This window comes from Chryseobacterium vaccae (assembly GCF_009602705.1).
GTDB classification, from domain to species: domain Bacteria; phylum Bacteroidota; class Bacteroidia; order Flavobacteriales; family Weeksellaceae; genus Chryseobacterium; species Chryseobacterium vaccae.
This window is the reverse complement of sequence record NZ_VSWH01000001.1, coordinates 2,147,339-2,166,380: the sequence shown is the minus strand read 5'-3', so window position 1 is coordinate 2,166,380 and position 19,042 is coordinate 2,147,339. Positions and strand designations below refer to the sequence as shown.

The 19,042-nt window shown below is 37.4% G+C and carries 19 protein-coding genes and 1 pseudogene; 16 read left to right on the top strand and 4 right to left on the bottom strand.

The window, feature by feature from the left end:
* Positions 1 to 42: 42 nt before the first annotated feature.
* The 8 genes from lpxD to FW768_RS09725 all read left to right on the top strand — a co-directional run bounded on the left by lpxD (position 43) and on the right by FW768_RS09725 (position 6,880).
* Positions 43 to 1,074 carry a UDP-3-O-(3-hydroxymyristoyl)glucosamine N-acyltransferase gene (gene lpxD, locus FW768_RS09760; protein ID WP_153394931.1) on the top strand — a complete coding sequence of 344 codons (1,032 nt, stop codon included), beginning with the start codon at positions 43 to 45 and terminating at the stop codon, positions 1,072 to 1,074.
* A complete protein-coding gene (locus FW768_RS09755; RefSeq protein ID WP_153394929.1) occupies positions 1,067 to 2,464 on the top strand; it encodes a bifunctional UDP-3-O-[3-hydroxymyristoyl] N-acetylglucosamine deacetylase/3-hydroxyacyl-ACP dehydratase in 1,398 nt (465 codons plus the stop codon). The genes lpxD and FW768_RS09755 overlap by 8 nt, the downstream gene beginning before the upstream one ends.
* Positions 2,465 to 3,259: an acyl-ACP--UDP-N-acetylglucosamine O-acyltransferase gene (gene lpxA, locus FW768_RS09750; protein ID WP_062701872.1), complete on the top strand. Its 795-nt coding sequence runs from the start codon at positions 2,465 to 2,467 to the stop codon at positions 3,257 to 3,259. It abuts the gene before it with no gap.
* Positions 3,260 to 3,288: 29 nt separating this feature from the next.
* On the top strand, positions 3,289 to 3,675 hold the full coding sequence (locus FW768_RS09745) for a hypothetical protein (RefSeq protein ID WP_153394927.1): 387 nt from the start codon (positions 3,289 to 3,291) through the stop codon (positions 3,673 to 3,675).
* A gap of 15 nt (positions 3,676 to 3,690) precedes the next feature.
* A complete protein-coding gene (gene efp / locus FW768_RS09740) occupies positions 3,691 to 4,254 on the top strand; it encodes an elongation factor P (protein ID WP_153394925.1) in 564 nt (187 codons plus the stop codon).
* Positions 4,255 to 4,321: 67 nt separating this feature from the next.
* Positions 4,322 to 5,224, top strand: a complete 903-nt coding sequence (locus FW768_RS09735) for a UDP-3-O-(3-hydroxymyristoyl)glucosamine N-acyltransferase (protein WP_153394923.1) — start codon at positions 4,322 to 4,324, stop codon at positions 5,222 to 5,224.
* A 91-nt stretch (positions 5,225 to 5,315) separates the two neighbouring features.
* Positions 5,316 to 6,188: a succinate--CoA ligase subunit alpha gene (sucD, locus tag FW768_RS09730; RefSeq protein WP_002977143.1), complete on the top strand. Its 873-nt coding sequence runs from the start codon at positions 5,316 to 5,318 to the stop codon at positions 6,186 to 6,188.
* A gap of 23 nt (positions 6,189 to 6,211) precedes the next feature.
* Positions 6,212 to 6,880 carry a porin family protein gene (locus tag FW768_RS09725; RefSeq protein WP_153394921.1) on the top strand — a complete coding sequence of 223 codons (669 nt, stop codon included), beginning with the start codon at positions 6,212 to 6,214 and terminating at the stop codon, positions 6,878 to 6,880.
* Positions 6,881 to 7,168: 288 nt separating this feature from the next.
* On the opposite strand, the gene FW768_RS09720 is transcribed toward FW768_RS09725, so the two are convergent.
* The 3 genes from FW768_RS09720 to FW768_RS09710 all read right to left on the bottom strand — a co-directional run bounded on the left by FW768_RS09720 (position 7,169) and on the right by FW768_RS09710 (position 9,971).
* Positions 7,169 to 8,479, bottom strand: a complete 1,311-nt coding sequence (locus tag FW768_RS09720; RefSeq protein WP_153394919.1) for an ABC transporter permease — start codon at positions 8,477 to 8,479, stop codon at positions 7,169 to 7,171.
* A 4-nt stretch (positions 8,480 to 8,483) separates the two neighbouring features.
* The gene (locus tag FW768_RS09715; protein WP_153394917.1) at positions 8,484 to 9,395 is read right to left on the bottom strand and encodes an ABC transporter ATP-binding protein; all 912 of its coding nucleotides are present in this window, start codon (positions 9,393 to 9,395) and stop codon (positions 8,484 to 8,486) included.
* A gap of 225 nt (positions 9,396 to 9,620) precedes the next feature.
* Complete coding sequence (locus tag FW768_RS09710) at positions 9,621 to 9,971, bottom strand: T9SS type A sorting domain-containing protein (RefSeq protein WP_153394915.1); 351 nt, start codon at positions 9,969 to 9,971, stop codon at positions 9,621 to 9,623.
* A 119-nt stretch (positions 9,972 to 10,090) separates the two neighbouring features.
* Here FW768_RS09710 and hemB point away from each other — a divergent pair, with 119 nt between their 5' ends.
* The 4 genes and pseudogenes from hemB to FW768_RS09690 all read left to right on the top strand — a co-directional run bounded on the left by hemB (position 10,091) and on the right by FW768_RS09690 (position 15,260).
* Positions 10,091 to 11,080: a porphobilinogen synthase gene (gene hemB / locus FW768_RS09705; RefSeq protein WP_153394913.1), complete on the top strand. Its 990-nt coding sequence runs from the start codon at positions 10,091 to 10,093 to the stop codon at positions 11,078 to 11,080.
* 173 nt (positions 11,081 to 11,253) lie between these two features.
* Positions 11,254 to 11,979 (top strand): annotated as a pseudogene (gene lptB / locus FW768_RS09700) (LPS export ABC transporter ATP-binding protein); the annotation flags it as partial.
* A 515-nt stretch (positions 11,980 to 12,494) separates the two neighbouring features.
* Entirely contained in the window at positions 12,495 to 14,222 is a 1,728-nt protein-coding gene (locus FW768_RS09695; protein ID WP_153399853.1) for an ABC transporter ATP-binding protein, read from the top strand.
* A gap of 84 nt (positions 14,223 to 14,306) precedes the next feature.
* The gene (locus tag FW768_RS09690; RefSeq protein WP_153394909.1) at positions 14,307 to 15,260 is read left to right on the top strand and encodes a helix-turn-helix transcriptional regulator; all 954 of its coding nucleotides are present in this window, start codon (positions 14,307 to 14,309) and stop codon (positions 15,258 to 15,260) included.
* Between the two features lie 201 nt (positions 15,261 to 15,461).
* Here FW768_RS09690 and FW768_RS09685 read toward each other — a convergent pair whose 3' ends face one another.
* Entirely contained in the window at positions 15,462 to 15,953 is a 492-nt protein-coding gene (locus FW768_RS09685; RefSeq protein WP_153394907.1) for a DinB family protein, read from the bottom strand.
* Between the two features lie 184 nt (positions 15,954 to 16,137).
* On the opposite strand from FW768_RS09685, the gene FW768_RS09680 reads away from it, so the two are divergent.
* The 4 genes from FW768_RS09680 (at position 16,138) to FW768_RS09665 (ending at position 18,980) form a co-directional block, all read left to right on the top strand.
* On the top strand, positions 16,138 to 16,722 hold the full coding sequence (locus FW768_RS09680; protein ID WP_153394905.1) for a hypothetical protein: 585 nt from the start codon (positions 16,138 to 16,140) through the stop codon (positions 16,720 to 16,722).
* Between the two features lie 86 nt (positions 16,723 to 16,808).
* Positions 16,809 to 17,378 carry a cob(I)yrinic acid a,c-diamide adenosyltransferase gene (locus FW768_RS09675; RefSeq protein WP_153394903.1) on the top strand — a complete coding sequence of 190 codons (570 nt, stop codon included), beginning with the start codon at positions 16,809 to 16,811 and terminating at the stop codon, positions 17,376 to 17,378.
* Positions 17,368 to 18,015, top strand: a complete 648-nt coding sequence (locus tag FW768_RS09670) for a thiamine diphosphokinase (protein ID WP_153394901.1) — start codon at positions 17,368 to 17,370, stop codon at positions 18,013 to 18,015. Before FW768_RS09675 ends, FW768_RS09670 begins: the two co-directional genes overlap by 11 nt.
* 89 nt (positions 18,016 to 18,104) lie before the next feature.
* Positions 18,105 to 18,980: a tyrosine-protein phosphatase gene (locus FW768_RS09665; RefSeq protein WP_153394899.1), complete on the top strand. Its 876-nt coding sequence runs from the start codon at positions 18,105 to 18,107 to the stop codon at positions 18,978 to 18,980.
* Positions 18,981 to 19,042 lie beyond the last annotated feature (62 nt).

Below are 19,042 nucleotides of genomic sequence, written 5' to 3'. Positions count from 1 at the left end.
AAAAATGTTTGCGAATTACAGAATTTCTTATCTTTGCAGAATATGGAATTTACAGCTTCGCAAATTGCAAGTTTTATCGACGGAAAAATAATAGGCGACGAAAGTGCGGTTATTACAGGGGTTTCACCAATTGAAAATGGAGAATCGGGACATCTTTCTTTTATAGCACAAGATCGATTTTCTCATTTTTTAGATACCTCAAAATGCTCTGTTATTATTGTTTCGGAAAAGCTTCTGGCTAATAATACTTATAATCCTACCCTCATTGTGGTAAAGGATGCCTATCTCTCTTTTCAGATCTTAATGAATCTGTATCAGGAAATGCAGGGAAGAAAAGAAGGAATTGAAAACGGTTCTTCCATCCACAATACTGCAGTGATTGGTGACAAAGCCTATATTGGAGCATTTACTTATGTTTCTGAAAAAGCAAAAATCGGTGAAGGATCTCAGATCTATCCGCATGTATATATTGGTAAAGGAGTAAAAATTGGTAAAAACTGTAAAATAGACAGTGGTGCCAGGATTTATGACTACTGTATCATTGGGGATAACTGTGTAATTCATTCCAACACGGTAATCGGGGGTGATGGATTTGGTTTCCAGCCTACACCGGAAGGATTCAAAAAAATTCCTCAACTAGGTAATGTAATTATTGAAGACGATGTGGAAATTGGTTCAAACTGTAGTATAGACAGAGCTACTATCGGTTCTACCATTATCGGAAAAGGAACAAAAATTGACAATCTTATCCAGATTGCCCATAATGTGAAAATAGGGCAGAACAACGTGATTGCAGCTCAGGCTGGTATTGCAGGATCCACCACTATTGGAGACTGGAACCAGATTGGCGGACAGGTTGGTGTTGTAGGCCATATCAAAATAGGAAATCAGGTTAAAATTCAGGCCCAGAGTGGTGTGAATTCAAGCGTTAATGATAAAGAAACTTTGTACGGATCCCCTGCGATCAGCTATAATGACTATCTTAGAAACTATGTTCATTTCAGAAATTTCACTGAAATTGTAAAGAGAATAAATAATCTTGAGAATACCTCAAAAGATAATACTAATGAGTGATATGCAAAAAACACTCCAGGAAGAAGTAACACTCTCTGGAATTGGCCTTCATACTGGTAAAGAAGTAAAACTTACCATTAAACCTGCAAAAGAAAATACAGGTTTTGTTTTCGTAAGAACAGATCTTGAGGGGCATCCTCAGGTTGAAGCTGATGTTAATTATGTTGTAGCAACAGAAAGAGGAACAACATTAGAAAAATTAGGTGTAAAGATTACAACCTGCGAACACTTGTTAGCTGCTTTAGTAGGATGTGATATAGACAACGCTATCATGGAAATGGATGCTTCCGAGCCTCCTATTATGGACGGATCTTCAAAATTCTTTGTTGAAGCTATTGAAAGCGTAGGAATAGCAGAACAGAATGTAGCCAGAGAATATCTTGTGGTGAAAGAAGTATTGAATTATTCAGATCCTGCATCCGGATCAGAAATTACCATTATTCCTTCAGATACGTATGAAGTAACAACCATGGTAGATTTTGGAACCAAAGTACTGGGAACCCAGAATGCTACCCTTAAAAATATTTCAGAATTCAAAGACGAAATTTCTTCGGCAAGAACATTCAGCTTCCTGCATGAATTAGAAATGCTTCTGGATCACGGGTTGATCAGAGGTGGAGATATTTCTAATGCTATTGTATATGTAGACAAGGATCTTACTCCTGAAACTACAGAAAAGCTGAAAAAAGCCTTCGGAAAAGACAATGTATCTATCAGACCGAACGGAATTCTTGATAACTTAACTTTAAACTACCCTAATGAGGCTGCAAGACACAAATTACTGGATGTGATAGGTGACCTTGCCCTGGCAGGAGTTAAAATAAAAGGAAAAGTAATTGCCAACAAACCTGGCCATTATGTAAACACTCAGTTTGCTAAAAAACTGAACCGTCAGTGGAAACTTCAGAAAAAGAAAAATGTTCCTGATTTTGACCTGACTAAAGAACCGGTTTTTGATATCAACGGAATCATGAAGCTTATGCCGCACAGACCTCCGTTCTTATTGATTGATAAAATTCTTGAACTTTCAGATTCTCATGTAGTAGGGTTAAAAAATGTAACGATGAACGAACCGTTCTTCGTAGGACATTTCCCTAAAGAACCTGTAATGCCGGGAGTACTTCAGGTAGAAGCTCTTGCTCAGACAGGGGGTATTCTTGTTCTGGCAAGCGTTCCGGATCCTGAAAATTATTCTACCTATTTTATTAAAATTGATAAAGTAAAATTCAAAAGAAAAGTAGTTCCTGGTGATACTATTATTTTCAAAATTGAATTGATAGAACCTATCAGAAGAGGTATCGTTCATATGCAGGGATACGGATATGTAGGAGATACAGTGGCAGTAGAAGCGGAGCTAATGGCTCAAGTTGCAAAAAATAAAGTTGATTAAATGATCCATCAATTAGCAGCCGTAGATAAACGTGCGAAAATCAGCAAAAATGTTATTGTAGAACCTTTTACTACAATTGCAGGGGACGTAGAAATCGGAGAAGGAACCTGGATTGGTCCTAATGTTACCATCATGGATGGAGCCAGAATAGGAAAAAACTGCAGGATTTTTCCCGGAACTGTAATCTCTGCAATCCCTCAGGATTTAAAATTTGATGGCGAAGATACACAGGTAATCATAGGAGATGATACTACAATCAGAGAATGTGTTACCGTAAACAGAGGAACAAAAGCCTTAGGATATACTAAAATAGGGGCCAACTGCCTTATCATGGCTACTTCGCACATTGCCCATGACTGTGTGATAGGAGATCACGTGATCATTGTTAACGGCTGCGGTATTGCCGGACATGTAGAAATCGGTGATTATACCGTAATGGGTGGCCTTAGTGCTGTTCATCAGTTTGGCAAAATTGGTAAGCATGTCATGATTTCCGGAGGTACCCTGGTAAGAAAAGATATTCCACCTTACGTAAAAGTAGCGAGAGAGCCTATGTCTTATGCAGGAATTAATTCAGTAGGATTAAGAAGAAGAGGCTTCACCAATGAGAAGATTTTTGAGATCCAAAAGATCTACAGAGCTATTTTTCAGATGAAAATGAACGTTTCTCAGGCTATTTCTCACATTGAAAAAGAAATGCTTCCTACCGCTGAAAGAGACGAAATTCTACAGTTTATCCAAAACTCTCCGAGAGGAATTGTAAAAGGATACGGAACTGGTAAAGAAAGCAGCTAAAATAGAACAATAAAAACACCTACACACTTATGAAAAATTTATTTTTAACACTATCCTTTTTGTTCTCAGCTATCGTAGCCGGGCAGGAAACTAAACCGTCAAATGCTAAAACAGAAGATTCGTCTTCTAAGAAGCAGACTATAGAAAAAAGCCGTACACTGCAAAATGACAGTATTGCCAAAAGCAATGTGAATAATGCTTTGAAAAAAAGCATGAACAACGATTCATACTTTAAAAAATATGAGAATAATTCAAACGTTCAGAATAATGTGAATCAGTTGAACCAAAATAACACAATGTTTAACAATACGACTAATGGTTCATATATTTCGCCAAACGGCAAAGTTGTGAATCCGGTGGGGCAGCAAGGACCAGGCACTATGCAGGTACAAGTACCTATTTTTAAAACAAAATAAGAATAATATACATTAATGGCAACAAGTAACGATATCAGAAAAGGGCTGTGCATTGAGTACAGCAATGATATTTATAAAGTAATTGAATTTCTTCACGTAAAACCTGGGAAAGGACCTGCTTTTGTAAGAACCAAATTAAAATCAGTAACCAACGGTAAAGTAATCGATAATACTTTCTCTGCAGGACACAAAATTGAAGAAGTAAAAGTAATCACCAGAAAGTTCCAGTATCTTTATGATGATGAAAACGGATTCCACTTCATGAATAATGATGACTTCTCTCAATTATACCTGAACAAAGAAATGATTGAAAACGCTCAGTTTATGAAAGCTGGTGAAGAAGTAACAATCATTTTGAAAGAAGTTGATGAAACTCCTCTTTCTGCTGAACTTCCACAGTCAGTATATCTGGATGTTATAGAAGCTGATCCGGGAGTAAAAGGAAATACAGCAACCAACGCCCTTAAAAACGCAATCGTTGAAACAGGAGCGAGAGTAATGGTTCCTTTATTCATCGAACCAGGTGACAGAATTAAAGTAAGCACGGAAGACGGAAGCTACTTAGAAAGAGTAAAATAATAAAAATCCACATAAATTCGGTTTGCATCAGCAGTCCGAATTTTGTTTTATAAGAAAATCAATTGTTATGAAATTCCATTCTCCACAGAAACTTAAAACCATAGCAGATTTAATAGGCTCTACATTCATTGGTCCTGAAGACTTTGAAGTTTTGGGAACCAATGAAATTCATAGAGTGAAACCGGGAGACATTGTGTTTGTTAACCATCCTAAATATTACGATAAAGCCTTACATTCCGCAGCTACAATCATCCTGATTGATAAAGAAGTAGAATGCCCGGAAGGAAAAGCACTTTTGGTGTCTGATGACCCTTTCAGGGACTTTAATAAAATCAACACACACTTTACCAGAATATACAACTTTAAAGAAGAGCTTCATGATGTTGAAATAGGAGAGGGAACGAAGATTCACTCTTCAGCTGTGATCGGAAACAATGTGACGATCGGAAGCAATGTGCTGATATTTCCTAATGTAGTTATAGGAGACAGAACGGTAATCGGTGATAATGTAATCATCCAGTCCAATACTGTACTGGGTGGAGATGCCTTTTATTACAGAAAACTGAATGGTAATTTTGATAGATTGATCTCCGTAGGAAATGTAATCATTGAAAATAATGTAGAGATTGGAAATGGATGTACCATTGACCGTGGAGTTACAGATTCTACCATCATAGGAGAAGGATCAGTTTTAGATAACCAGATTCAGATAGGACATGATACCGTGATCGGGAAAAAATGTCTGATCGCTTCACAGGTTGGAGTAGCAGGATGCTGTATCATTGGAGATGAGGTAACACTTTGGGGACAAGTAGGCATAGCTTCCGGTAATACCATTGAAAGCGGATCTGTCATTCTTGGGAAGACCGGAGTGAACCGGGACCTTAAAAAAGGAACCTATATCGGGATGTTTGCAGAAGATTTTAAAGGTTATCTTAAAAAAGAGGTAAAACTGAGAAATCTCAAATAAACAATTCCGAAGGTTTTATCCAAAATCAAAGAAATTTAAGTAAATTTGTGAGCATTAATAAAATATTTAAATAAATTAAAACAACAATAAAATGTCAATTTTAGTAAACAAAGATTCTAAAGTAATTGTACAAGGATTTACAGGGAACGAAGGTACTTTCCACGCTGGTCAGATGATTGAATACGGAACAAACGTAGTAGGTGGGGTTACTCCGGGAAAAGGAGGATCTGAGCACTTAGGAAAGCCGGTATTCAATACAGTAGCAGACGCTGTTGAAAAAGCTGGAGCTAACGTAAGTATCATTTTCGTACCACCTGCATTTGCTGCTGATGCAATTATGGAAGCTGCTGAAGCAGGTATCAAAGTTATCGTATGTATTACTGAAGGTATTCCTGTAGCAGATATGGTAAAAGTAAAATCTTATATCGCTGACAGAGACTGCAGATTAATCGGTCCTAACTGTCCGGGAATCATTACTTCTGAAGAAGCTAAAATTGGTATCATGCCAGGATTCGTTTTCAAAAAAGGGAAAGTAGGTATCGTTTCAAAATCAGGTACCCTTACTTATGAAGCGGCTGATCAGGTAGTAAGAGCTGGTTACGGTATTTCTACTGCTATCGGTATCGGTGGTGACCCAATCATCGGAACAACTACAAGAGAAGCTCTTGAATTATTCATCAACGATCCTGAAACTGAAGCTGTTGTAATGATCGGTGAAATTGGTGGTGGTCTTGAAGCAGAAGCTGCAAGATGGTACAAAGCAAGCGGATCTACTAAACCGGTTGTAGGATTTATCGCAGGACAAACTGCTCCTAAAGGAAGAACAATGGGACACGCTGGTGCTATCGTAGGAGGTGCTGAAGATACAGCTCAGGCTAAAATGGAGATCATGAGAGAAAACGGAATCAACGTTGTAGATTCTCCTGCTGATATCGGTGCTACCGTTGCAAAAATCCTTGGATAATAAGCTACAAAACCCAATACAATATGAAAAAACTTTTATTAACCTCTGCTTTGGCTGTTTCAACCCTTTCTTTTGCCCAGATTGATTTTGGAAGCACAAGATTTGGTGTCACTGCCGGAGGTAACTATTCCCGTGTAAGGAATGCCCATAACCCTTCTGGTGCCAGATTTGCATTTCAGGGTGGAGCTCTAGCTCTTATCCCGATCGGAAAGGCCAACCAGTTCTTTTTACAGCCGGAAGTAACGTACTATGGTGCGGGAGAAACCGGAAAAGATAAAGAAGCTAAAGGAAAGGACGGTTATGATGCGGTATATGCCAACAATTACCTGAGCGTACCTGTTTATTTCAAAGGATACTTTTCAGAAGCTGAATCGGAATTCTTCGGAATGATAGGACCAAGATTTAACTTTCTCTTAAACCAGAACGTTAAAAATGCTCCGGCAAACAGACCTTACTATGATCCAGATGTAACAGACCCTTTGTACCCTGCAGTAAGCGGAAAAGCATCAAGCTTCAATTTCGCATTGGGATTAGGAGTCGGTTACAGTTACAAAAGACAGCTTGAAGTAACCCTAAGATATGATTTAGGTCTTTCAGATACCTATCCTGATCTTGCCAAAGAAAAAGGAGGAACCAATAAAAAGAAATCTGAGCAGGTTTTAGGCGTAAGCTTAAGCTATATCTTCAAATAGAATAATAATTATTCACCATAAAAAAGTCCCGGAAATTTTAATTTCCGGGACTTTTTATTTCGATATAGGAGATTTAGTTAATTTGTTTTTTATACCCAATTTATAAGGAAATTAAGAAGGTAATAAAGTAGGGCTTATAAAGATGTATGCTTATCCACTCGCTTCATCGAATCAACGAATTTGATTCCCATCTTTGCTCCCTAAAATCAACATTGCCTATAAATAAATCTTGGCATTAAATCTAAATTATTTAAAGATAAAATAATATTCTTTTAAAACTGATCTCTTTTATCCCTTGATCCATTTCCAGATCTCCTTCAGCGTGGCTTTATTACCATACATCAGAATCCCCACACGGTAAATTTTTCCGGCTAAAAAGATCATAAAAACCGTTGTTCCCAGCAATAATGCAATAGACAAGGCAATCTGCCAGGCCGGAACACCAAACGGTATCCTTGCAATCATCGCTACCGGGGAAGTAAACGGAATAATAGACAGCCAGAATCCCAGAGGACCATCAGGATTATTCATTAAAGAAAAGCTCCCGTACATTCCTAAAGAAAGTGGTAAAATAGCAAATAAAGTAAACTGCTGAGTTTCTGTTTCATTATCCACGGCAGAACCAATGGCAGCATAAATAGAGCTGTAAAAAATATATCCCAGAAGGAAAAATACAATGAATACAAAAATGATAAGCGGGAAATTCAGTTCCAGCAGGCTGTGGGAAACCTGAGTGGCAATCTGTGCAAAATCCAGTTTATTGGCAATTTCCTCACTGCCACCCGGAATATTTTTCTGAATGGAAGAAAAACCAGTATTCAGAATCAATGCTCCGATGACAGACATGGTGATCCAGATCACAAATTGGGTCAGGGCAACAAGTGTTACTCCAAGGATTTTACCCATCATCAGCTCAAAAGGTTTCACTGATGAAATAATGATCTCTACCACACGGTTATTTTTCTCCTCAAGAACACTTCTCATCACCCTTACTCCATAAATAATGATAAACATAAAGGTAACATACATCAGAAGGATGCTTAGCCCACTCTTTACCCCAAAAGCAAGATCAGAATCTTCCTTATTGTTTTCAGAAACATTAATGGTCTTTAAAGTAAAGCCCTTGTCCAGATCATTCAGTTGTGTCTCCTGAATACCCAGCTGCTTGATCTTTTCTTTTTTGATAACATCTGTAATGTCAGAGACAATCTTTTGTTTCGTATCAAAGCCTATCTTACTGTTTACAACAAGTCTTGAACTGTTCTGAAGCTCATCGTAATTCTGTCCGGTTAATTCCGGAAGGATCAGAATACCATCCAGAGATTCATTGTCTTTCAGGTTATTAATCTTTGATTTTTCATCTGCCGCAGAAACAAATACATAATTGAGCTTGTCATTGGATTTAAGCTGATCTTTAAACAGTCCGCTTTTATCCACGACTTCAATTACGCTGTGAGATTCATTGGCTTTAAACATAAGTCCGATTACAGCACCAAAGGCAGCCAGAAGAATAGGGGCCAGAAGCGTTAGTATAATGAAGGATTTTTTCTTAACCTGCGTAAGAAACTCCCTTTTTGTAATTAAAAAAATATTGTTCATAAAATTAGGAATGGTTACTTACGGCATTAATAAACACTTCATTCATACTTGGGATTCTTTCATCAAAAGATCTTACTTTTCCAATGTGTACAAGATCCATCAGAATATCGTTTTGTCCGCTTTCATTTTTTAGCTCGAAAGAAACCAGATTGTTTTCGTTGGAGAAATTGAAAATTTCATATTGAGTTTTGAAATTATCAAACTTAGTTTCATCAACTTCCGAAAGCGTAACTCCGAAAATATTCTTTTTAAATTTCTCTCTGACATCAAAAACTCTTCCGTCAATAATCTTTTTTGAGTTATTGATCAAAGCCACATAATCACACATTTCTTCCACACTTTCCATTCTGTGGGTGGAAAGAATAATGGTCGTTCCGTTATTTTTAAGATCAATGATCTGGTCTTTAATCAGATTGGCATTCACAGGGTCAAAACCAGAAAACGGTTCATCCAGAATCAGAAGATGAGGTCTGTGAAGGACTGTTACTACGAACTGAATCTTCTGCGCCATTCCTTTGGAGAGTTCAGAGAGTTTCTTTTTCCACCATTGATCGATATTCAGCTTATCAAACCACTTTTTTGCTTCGTTCAGAGCATCATTTTTGCTCATCCCTTTCAGTTCCCCGAAATAGAGAAGCTGATCTCCAACAGTCATATTCTTATACAGCCCTCTTTCTTCAGGCATATAACCAATGTCTCTGATGTGGTTGGGGTTAAGGCGGTCTCCGTTGATCCAGATATCTCCGGAATCGGCCTGGGTAATCTGGTTGATAATACGGATGAAAGAAGTTTTTCCGGCTCCGTTAGGACCTAGAAGACCATAAATGCTGCCTTTCGGAACATGGATGCTGAAATCATCCAATGCTACTTTTTTTCCTGCATTATAGGTCTTTCTGATATGTTCAGCTTTTAGCATTAAATTGTTTTTTACAATGAGTGTATAAAAAAAGGAAGTTGAAAAACTGGGAAAATTATATAAATATTTGTGGTAAATATAATTTTTAATCAGGTTTTAGATTAAACTTTCTGCCTTGTTCTCAATTTTTATTCCTAATTCTACAAAAGTTCCGTAAGTTACGGAATTATTAAAACAGAATGAATGCAAAAGAAAAAATCCTGATGATTATCAGGATTTAAATTTTTATTGTTTTACAATTTGAGTTACCTTTTGGGTATTATCGCTTAAAATATAGCGAATCAAATATTTTCCGGGTTTCAATTTTTCAATATTGATTTCCCCTGAATTCATGTTGACACTGTAACTGGCCACCTGCATTCCTAAAATAGAATAAAAGGTTACGCTTTTGATCTTCAGGGAAGAATCTTTAGCTTTAATCAGCAGGTAATCCTTAGCAGGATTTGGATAAGCAACCAGTACACCATCATCAGCTTTCTGTGATAGGGATCCCGGCTCTCTCAACTGAGCTTTTAAATTGGTGGAAAAACCAACAAAAGTGCCTAAAAATATAAATAAAAGTAAAAGTTTTTTCATCAATATTATAATTTCTCGAATGTATTAAAACAAAAATAACAAATTCTACAATTCCATGCAATAGTTTTTTATTGAACTTGTAGTAAATTTGCATAAACTTATTCAAAAAGTATTCCAAAATGATACATTCAAGAAACAGAAGACTTAGAATTAATGAATCTATCAGAAGTTTAGTAAGAGAAAATATTCTTACAACGGATGATTTTGTAATGCCTATCTTCGTAATGGAGGGCGAAAACCAGCAGGAAGCAATCCCGTCGATGCCAGGAATTTTCAGGAGGAGCATCGATCTGACCGTGAAAGAATGTAAGGAATTATTTTCTTTGGGGGTGAAATCTGTCAATCTGTACATGAAAGTGTCCGAACATTTAAAAGATAATACCGGAAAAGAAGCCTGGAACAAAGACGGACTGATGCAGAAAACCATCAGAGCGATTAAAGATGCTATTCCGGAAATGATTGTAATGCCTGATGTAGCACTGGATCCTTATTCCATTTACGGGCATGACGGAATTATAGAAAACGGAAAAATCATCAATGACGCCACCAATGATGCCTTAGCCAGAATGTCTGTGTCACACGCAGAAGCAGGAGCTGACATTGTGGCACCAAGTGATATGATGGACGGAAGGGTACAGGTGATCCGTGAAGCTTTAGAGGAAAGCGGATTTACCGATGTAGGGATTCTGAGCTATTCCGCAAAATATGCAAGCTCATTCTACGGACCGTTCAGAAGTGCTCTGGATAGTGCACCGAAAGATAATATGGAGATTCCGAAAGACAAGAAAACATACCAGATGGATTTCCACAATTCCCGCGAAGCATTAAACGAAGTTTATAAAGATATTGAAGAAGGGGCAGACATCATTATGATCAAACCGGGACTTCCTTATCTGGACATCGTTTCCAAAGTACGTGAAGCTATTGATCTTCCAATTGCTGTTTACAACGTAAGCGGAGAATATGCCATGGTGAAAGCAGCAGCACAAAACGGATGGCTGGATAATGACAAAACGATTATCGAAAGTCTTACCTGCTTCAAAAGAGCCGGAGCAGATATGATTTTCACTTATTTTGCCAAAGAAGCGGCCATGATTTTAAATAAATAGGCAATAACTGCATATACAATTAAAAACACCTCTGTTTTGAGGTGTTTTTTCTATTCAGTCCAATATTGAATAAAGAGGAAAGACTAAGATGATACTCCATCATGCTGTCTTTGGTGAATTTAAATGTTACTAAAGGAGTTTACTTTATTAGTTTACTTTTATATATTTGCGCTATGATTTTACGAGGAGAAAATTTGATCAAGGAATATGGTCCTAAAAAAGTAGTAAAAGGCGTTTCTGTACAGGTTCAACAGGGAGAAATTGTTGGTTTATTAGGCCCGAACGGAGCCGGAAAAACCACTTCGTTTTATATGATCGTAGGACTGGTTAAGCCTACTTCAGGAAAAATTTTCCTTGATAAACAGGAGATCACCACAGATGCCATGTACCGCAGAGCCCAAAAGGGAATCGGATATCTGGCTCAGGAGGCTTCCGTTTTCAGAAAACTGTCTGTAGAAGAAAATATCATGGGCGTTTTACAGCTGACCAAGCTTTCAAAGCGGGAACAGCAGGTCAAATGTGATGAGCTGATTGAAGAATTTTCATTGCAGCACGTTCGTAAAAACCGCGGAGATCTTCTTTCCGGAGGAGAAAGACGCCGTACCGAGATTGCAAGATGTCTCGCTACAAGCCCGAACTTTATTCTTCTTGATGAACCTTTCGCAGGGGTTGACCCCATTGCAGTGGAAGATATTCAGAAGATCGTAAGAAGTCTCGTAGATAAAAATATCGGAATTCTTATTACCGACCACAATGTACAGCAGACCCTGGCCATTACAAATAAAACCTACATTATGTTTGAAGGCAAGATCCTGAAAGAAGGACTTCCTGAAGATCTGGCCAATGATCCGCAGGTAAGAGAGGCTTATCTTGGAGAAAACTTCGTCTATCAGAGTATTCTGGACAAACCAAAGAAGAAAAAATATATTTACAATATCTGGGCGGGAAATTTTGATTCTAAAACCCAGTTACAGGGGTTTGTAGATAACAATTTCAGCCAGTTTGATGATCTAAGATTAATGTATGGTTTTGAAGACATCGGTTTTGCTTCATTAGGCAATTCAGAGATTGAACATATCTTCAATGATGTAGTTGATAAAAATGCCAACAACTCTTTTGTTTTCCAAAGAAAAGAGTTAACAGCCATGTATTCTCTGGAACAAGCCGAAGCAGAATCCAAAGCTGCCAGCAGACCGGAACTGCATTACCTGACCACATATTTCTACGAAGGATAAAATTTGACTGTTAAAAAAAGCAGATCATTTGCTGAAAAATAGAATAAAACGTACCTTTTCTCTCAGAAACGGTACGTTTTTCAGTTAACATACATTCTATGGCAAAACCTTTTAACAGAACAGTTACTTTATTCGGAATTTATAAACAGCTTGTTCCTTTCATCAGACCTTACCGTTTAATGATCTATGGAACTTTATTTCTTACCTTTTTGGGAGCTTTGGCGGCACAGGTCAATCCCATTGTACTGAAATATACGGTGGATGAGGTTACCAATCTTACCCATCTTCCCCATCCGATGTCGGAAGGAATTCATATTCTTATTGTGATTTCTGTTATTTTACTGGGAAAGGAGTTACTGAATATTTTCATCAATTTCGGACAGAAATTTTATGGTGAAAAAATCAGGATCAATGTGAGTTCCGTTCTGGCACAGTCAGCGATTGATAAGATTCTTACATACAAGGTAGCTTATTTTAATGATGAAAATCACGAATCCGGAAAACTTCAGATCAGGATAGACCGCGGCATTGAAAGTCTGACAAAACTGGTTCAGAATTTCTTCATTGATATTCTCCCGCTTTTTTCCAATGCCATCATTGCCCTCATCATTATGTATATGCAGAATGTTTATGTAGGAATGGTTTCCACCATCATTGTTCCCATTTATTTTTATATTAGCTCACTGCAGGCCAAAAAACTGGGTGGGGTGAGACGCCAGCTAAGAAATCAGAGAGAAAGGAAAACCTCAGGACTTCTGAATCTGATCAACTCAATTATGGTCATTAAAAGTTTTGTCCGTGAAAAATTTGAAGGTAAAAAACAGTATGACCTTCAGATGGAACTGATGGAAAGCCAGATGTTCACCCGGAAAACCAACTTTATTTACGATGGATTAAAAACCTTTATCGAACAGTTTGGAGTGGTTCTGATTATTCTTTTGACGGTGTATCTGGTACTGGATCAGCAGATGACCATCGGCGCGATCATGCTTCACATTATGTTATTCAATAACGTCTCGGCTCCAATCCGCCAGCTTCACAGGATTTATGATGATATGAATGATGCCATGATCTATGCGGAAGGGTATTTCGACATTCTGAATGCTGATAATGAAACTGAACAGAACGGAACTTTTATAGAAAAAGAAATCAAAGGAACTTTCGAATTAAAAAATGTGGATTTCACCTATCCGAATGGTACAAAAGCGCTGCATGAGGTTTCCATGAAATTTGAAAACGGGAAAACTACGGCATTGGTAGGACTGAGCGGTGCAGGAAAGTCAACTGTAATCAATCTTTTGTGTAAATTTTACCTTCCCGATTCCGGAGAAATCCTGCTGGATGGAGTGAATTTAAATGAGTATAACAATACTTTCCTGAGGAATGATCTCGGTCTGGTGCTCCAGAGAAATCATATTTTTCAGGGAAGCATTGAAGACAACATCAGATATGGAGATATGAATGCGAGCTTTGAAGAAATTCAGGAAGCCGCTAAAAAAGCTTACCTGCATGATCAGATTCTGGATCTTCCGGACGGTTATCAGCATGATGCAACACAGCTTTCAGGAGGGCAGCAGCAGAGAATTGCCATTGCCCGGTTATTTCTGAAGAATCCTCCGGTTATTTTTCTTGACGAACCTACCGCCAGTCTGGATGCCATTGCTACAGAACAGATCAAAAACTCACTGGATGCCATTAAAGAAGGTCGTACTGTGATCATTATTTCCCATTCACTTTCCCAGATCCTGGATTCTGATACAATTTATGTAATGAAAAAAGGAAGAGTGGTGGAAAGCGGTACTCATGATGAACTCGTAATAGCCAACGGAACCTACCGGGAAATTTTTGATGCATCAGCCAGAAGTTTGAATCTTGATAAGCTGGTGAACACCTATAAAGAGAATTAGCAGATCCTGATCAGAAATTTTAAAAAAAATGACTGATTTTATCCGCTGAAGACCAAAAAGAATAATAGATTTGCCGGAGCAATTATGAACGATCACTATCTTAAAAAACTCGACAGGGTAACAGCTATTCTCACGCAATTACAATCGAAGCCGATGATCCGGGCACAGGATCTGGCTGAAAAATTCGATGTCAGCATCAGAACGATTTACCGTGATGTGAAAACTCTGGAAAATGCAGGAATTCCAATTATTGGGGAGGCCGGAAACGGGTATTCCCTGATGGACGGCTATAAGCTTCCACCCATTATGTTTACCAAAGAAGAGGTATTAAGTTTTATCACTGCTGAAAAACTGATGCAGAAATTTTCCCATCAGAGTTTGGGGAATCATTATCAGGCAGCGATGGTGAAAGTACGTTCCGTATTAAGAAATTCGGATAAAAACCTGATTCAGAATATCGAAAAACAGATCGATGTCTTCAGCCATCATGCAGGGGCAGAGGATCATGTTAAAAATGTGCTGCCCACGATCCTGGAAAGTATTGCTGATAAAACCCAGTTGATCATTGAATATCAAACAGTAGATTCAACGGTTACCAACAGAACGATTGAAGCTGTAGGAGTATTCTTTGAATTCAACTACTGGTACATTATGGCATTCTGTACGCTGAGAAAAGATTTCAGGCAGTTCCGTGTTGACAGGATTCTTCAGATCTTAAAAACCCAGACACCATTTCTGCAGGAATACGGCCAGATCAATGATTACAGAAAAAACGGAAATGGAAATAAGACCAAAGTGAAGCTTTTGGTTGATAAAAAAATTATGGGACATCTGGTCAATTCAAAAAGATATTATGGTCTAACCGAAGAAGCAGAAAGAGAAGATGGAGTGGAACTGACTTTTGAAACAGAATGGATTGAAGAAGGATTCCCTCGCTGGCTGATCACGTTTGCCGATTATGCCACTGTTTTGGAACCGGACAGCCTCAGACTAAAAATAAATGATCTTGTTACCAGAATTTCGGTTAAGCATCAATAAAAACCCCAACACAGAGGTGCTGAGGTTTAAGGCAATAATGATTTAGCTGAATAATATTTGATGAAAAAGGAAAAGGCAAAATCGTAAAGCGGCAGGAAGAACCATAAAATGAGTTTTGTCGCAGTTTAATTTGATATGATTATTATTGAAGAATAAACAGTTTTACCAACCCGTTTACTTTTCGCCTTCCCTTTTATGATCCTAGAATCTTTCCCAGAAGAAAGGAGGTTCAATTCCTAAAGCTCTCAGGTAAACATACCCTTGTCCGCGGTGGTGGATTTCATTGTCTACAAAATAAAGGATGTTCTGATATACCGGGAACTCGTACTGTCCAAACAGATTGAATGTTTCCTGAAAACGCTCTTCTGTAATCTGGCTGAAATATTGGTTGATTACTTCTGTTTCTTCATCCCATTTTTTTAAGAGGTCTTCTTTTGTTTTAGGATTGAAACCTTCTTCGTTGTAAGCCTCCATATTTTTTTCAATGATTCCTTTCAGGGCAGGTCCGCCAATACTGATCAGTTCTACGGCTAATTTGGCAAAAGGTCTCATTCCTCCTACTGAAAACTCAAATAATTCCTTTTCAGGAAAAGCTTCGATTACTCTTCTTGTCAGGTTTCTGTGCCCCTGCCAGTGCTCTAATAATTGCTCAGATGACATGAATTGTTTTGTGGCTGTTGCTGTAGTTGTCATAATTGTATCGTTTTTGTTTGTTATTGTTGATACAAAGGTAAGACAGGGTTATGACAACAGTTTGTCAGTAGTGTTTTTGAAGGTGAAAAATATTTTTATTTTCTTTAAAAATATGCGGACCGATTTTTGCGTTAGGTATGAAAGTGTAGTCATAAAAAAATCAATTCCAATTTAGAATTAAAAAATGAAGAAGTATATTTTGTCAGTTATTCCTGTTTTTTTATTAGTATCCTGTAATAAAATAGAAGAAAAAATAGATCAGACTGTTCAGAAAACAACAGAAACCGTGCAGCAGAAAGCACAGCAGGCAGTAGAAGAAACTGTGAAGAAAACGGTAAATGAATCTATTAATTCTTTAACCAACTCGCAGGATGTAAAGTTCAATGAAGTATTTCCCGGGGCAGAAAAAGCAATCGTAACGGAAGACAGTGGAAAGAAGTTCAAATTTCCCAACGGTTCTGAAGGCTATATCTTTAAATACAAGTCAGATCTGGCAGTATTGCTCCCTTTTCTGGAAAGCAGACCTTCCACTGATGAAAGCAAATCTGATAAAACAGCCCGTAAAATTGATGGGCAGAGCATTATTGATAAAATAAATTTTATGTCTAAATTTCTTCCCGAAAATACCTTTGATACAAGCTTCCTTGAAGATATCAAAAATGATAAAAATATAGAATACTATAAGCTGAAAAGGTTTCCTCACAACAGTACCATTATCTATAATCCCAAAAACCAGACTGTTATACAATACGTAGAAATCAGTAAATAACGATGACAATAGCATAGGCAGATTACCGGTCATTCTTTTTGCACGAATCCTTTTTACATTCTGCAAAAAAAGGTATTTTAGTACCTATGAAAATTTATACAAAAACAGGAGATAAAGGCCAAACCGCTTTATACGGCGGAACAAGAGTATCCAAAGCCAGTGCAAGAGTGGACAGCTACGGAAATATAGATGAGTTGAATTCATTCATAGGGATTGCTAAAAGTCATATTCAGGATGAAGAAGTGCTGAAGCAGTTAAAGAAAATTCAGTTTGATCTCTTTACCGTAGGATCAGAAGCGGCTACACCGGTTGATAAACTTATGCTGGCTAACGGAAAATCGCGCCTGCCATTAATTATTTCTGAAGCAGAAATTGAAGAACTGGAGCAATGGATGGATACTTTTGATGAAAAACTGGAACCTCTTCAATATTTTATCCTTCCCGGAGGAGGAAAATCAGCAACATTTTTACACGCAGCAAGAACTATCTGCAGAAGAGCAGAACGTTCCCTTGTTTTCTTAAATGAGTCAGAAGAGGTTCGTCCTGAGCTGATCAAATACCTGAACAGACTTTCAGACTACCTTTTTGTTTTGGCGAGATATGTTTCCAAACTGAATAACGAACCGGAAGAATACTGGAACCCGAATGAAAGATAAAGCATTACTTTTCATTAACGGAGACGCTCCAAAATCTTTTCCGGACTTAAATAATTATGGGCTGATTGCCTGTACGGACGGAGCTTTTCATTATTTGAAAAAAATGGGTTTCCCTCTGGATAAGCTGGATTTTATTTCCGGTGATTTTGATTCACATTCCGGATCAGATGAAAATATTTACGAAGGGAAATTTATCCATACACTGGATCAGGACAAAACAGATTTTCATAAGGCATTAGAAATTATCCTGGAAAAAAGTTTTTCAGAGATTGATGTCTTCGGAGGCAGCGGCGGAGAACAGGATCATTTCCTTGGGAATCTTACGGTAGCCTATACATTTAAAGACCAGATGAAGATCCGATTTTATGATGAATTTTCGGAATATTACTTTATTTCTAATAACTTTAAACTGAAAGGAGTAAAAAACAGAATGATCTCACTTTATCCTTTTCCGTTAGTAAACAATATCACAACCAAAGGGCTCAACTGGCCTTTGACTAATGGAAGTTTAAGTATTACCTCAAGAATAGGAACCCGGAATTTTGCGATTGAAGATGAGGTTTCTGTAGAATATGAATCAGGGGATGTGTTATTTTTTGTGGGAATTAATGAGATAGACTATCCAAAGATATATTAAAGCTGTTTAAACTTAAAACTGAATTTAAACAGACTTATTTTATACTTTAATATCCTGCTAAAAAGCTTAAAGAAGTTTATTAAAAACTATTGAATAGATTAATCAAAATATCAGTTTTCACGGTTTCATTATTCTGTGTTTTCTCCTGTAAAACACAGCATTTTGAGAACCCGGATTATGGAATTATCGGAACTGAAAAAAGTTTTAATATAAAAAAAGTCGTCAATTTCAGGACGACCGGAAATATCAAAAATACAGAGGGAAGAACTTTAAAACAAGGCCTGTTATACAGAAGCGGACATCTTCATAAGCTTAAGAAAAACTCTTTCGAACAACTTAAGAAACTGGGAATAAAAGATGTTATTGATCTCAGGAATTCCAAAGAAATTGCTCAGAAACCAGATCATCTTCCGGATGAAATCATTTATAAAAATTATTCAGCTTTTGAAGATGAGGGCGATCAGCTGGATCAGGCCAAAAAACTGGTGTTAAAAGGAAAAGTGAATGGTTCTGATGCAGATAAAAGAATGATGGATTTCTACAAGGAATACGTTATTGAAAATCCTGAAATCATCAGAAAAATCATCACCGAAATCATGGAGTCTGATCAGCCGGTTCTCTATCATTGTACAGCCGGAAAAGACAGAACAGGAATTGTTAGCGCTTTGATTCTGACTATTTTGAAATTTGATAAACAGACCATTTACAACGAATATCTTTTATCCAATAACTATAGGAAAAGCCTTGTGAGGAAAAGATTAGATCTTGCCTATACCCTCCATTTTCTCTATCCGAAGATGGATATTCAGGTGCTGGAAAAACTGAGCTGGGTAGAAAAAAGATATTTAGACAGTGCATTTGATCAGATCAATAAAAAATATGGGTCAACGGATGTGTATATAAAAGAGGTTCTGGGTATTTCCGAAGATAAAAGAAAAAAATATATTGAGAAGTTTACCTATTGATTTTCAGAGCAGAAATTTTCGGGATACGGTGTTTTGGGGATTATAGAAAATTATAATAAATT

Bases quoted from the DNA above. Each gene is read 5' to 3' on its own strand.
- FW768_RS09690 (WP_153394909.1), top strand. From the start codon at position 14,307: ATGAACGATCACTATCTTAAAAAACTCGACAGGGTAACAGCTATTCTC.
- hemB (WP_153394913.1), top strand. From the start codon at position 10,091: ATGATACATTCAAGAAACAGAAGACTTAGAATTAATGAATCTATCAGA.
- FW768_RS09710 (WP_153394915.1), bottom strand. From the start codon at position 9,971: ATGAAAAAACTTTTACTTTTATTTATATTTTTAGGCACTTTTGTTGGT.
- FW768_RS09720 (WP_153394919.1), bottom strand. From the start codon at position 8,479: ATGAACAATATTTTTTTAATTACAAAAAGGGAGTTTCTTACGCAGGTT.
- FW768_RS09725 (WP_153394921.1), top strand. From the start codon at position 6,212: ATGAAAAAACTTTTATTAACCTCTGCTTTGGCTGTTTCAACCCTTTCT.
- FW768_RS09745 (WP_153394927.1), top strand. From the start codon at position 3,289: ATGAAAAATTTATTTTTAACACTATCCTTTTTGTTCTCAGCTATCGTA.
- FW768_RS09670 (WP_153394901.1), top strand. From the start codon at position 17,368: ATGAAAGATAAAGCATTACTTTTCATTAACGGAGACGCTCCAAAATCT.
- efp (WP_153394925.1), top strand. From the start codon at position 3,691: ATGGCAACAAGTAACGATATCAGAAAAGGGCTGTGCATTGAGTACAGC.
- FW768_RS09735 (WP_153394923.1), top strand. From the start codon at position 4,322: ATGAAATTCCATTCTCCACAGAAACTTAAAACCATAGCAGATTTAATA.
- FW768_RS09685 (WP_153394907.1), bottom strand. From the start codon at position 15,953: ATGACAACTACAGCAACAGCCACAAAACAATTCATGTCATCTGAGCAA.
- FW768_RS09695 (WP_153399853.1), top strand. From the start codon at position 12,495: ATGATCTATGGAACTTTATTTCTTACCTTTTTGGGAGCTTTGGCGGCA.
- lpxA (WP_062701872.1), top strand. From the start codon at position 2,465: ATGATCCATCAATTAGCAGCCGTAGATAAACGTGCGAAAATCAGCAAA.
- FW768_RS09675 (WP_153394903.1), top strand. From the start codon at position 16,809: ATGAAAATTTATACAAAAACAGGAGATAAAGGCCAAACCGCTTTATAC.
- sucD (WP_002977143.1), top strand. From the start codon at position 5,316: ATGTCAATTTTAGTAAACAAAGATTCTAAAGTAATTGTACAAGGATTT.
- FW768_RS09715 (WP_153394917.1), bottom strand. From the start codon at position 9,395: ATGCTAAAAGCTGAACATATCAGAAAGACCTATAATGCAGGAAAAAAA.
- FW768_RS09755 (WP_153394929.1), top strand. From the start codon at position 1,067: ATGAGTGATATGCAAAAAACACTCCAGGAAGAAGTAACACTCTCTGGA.
- lpxD (WP_153394931.1), top strand. From the start codon at position 43: ATGGAATTTACAGCTTCGCAAATTGCAAGTTTTATCGACGGAAAAATA.
- FW768_RS09680 (WP_153394905.1), top strand. From the start codon at position 16,138: ATGAAGAAGTATATTTTGTCAGTTATTCCTGTTTTTTTATTAGTATCC.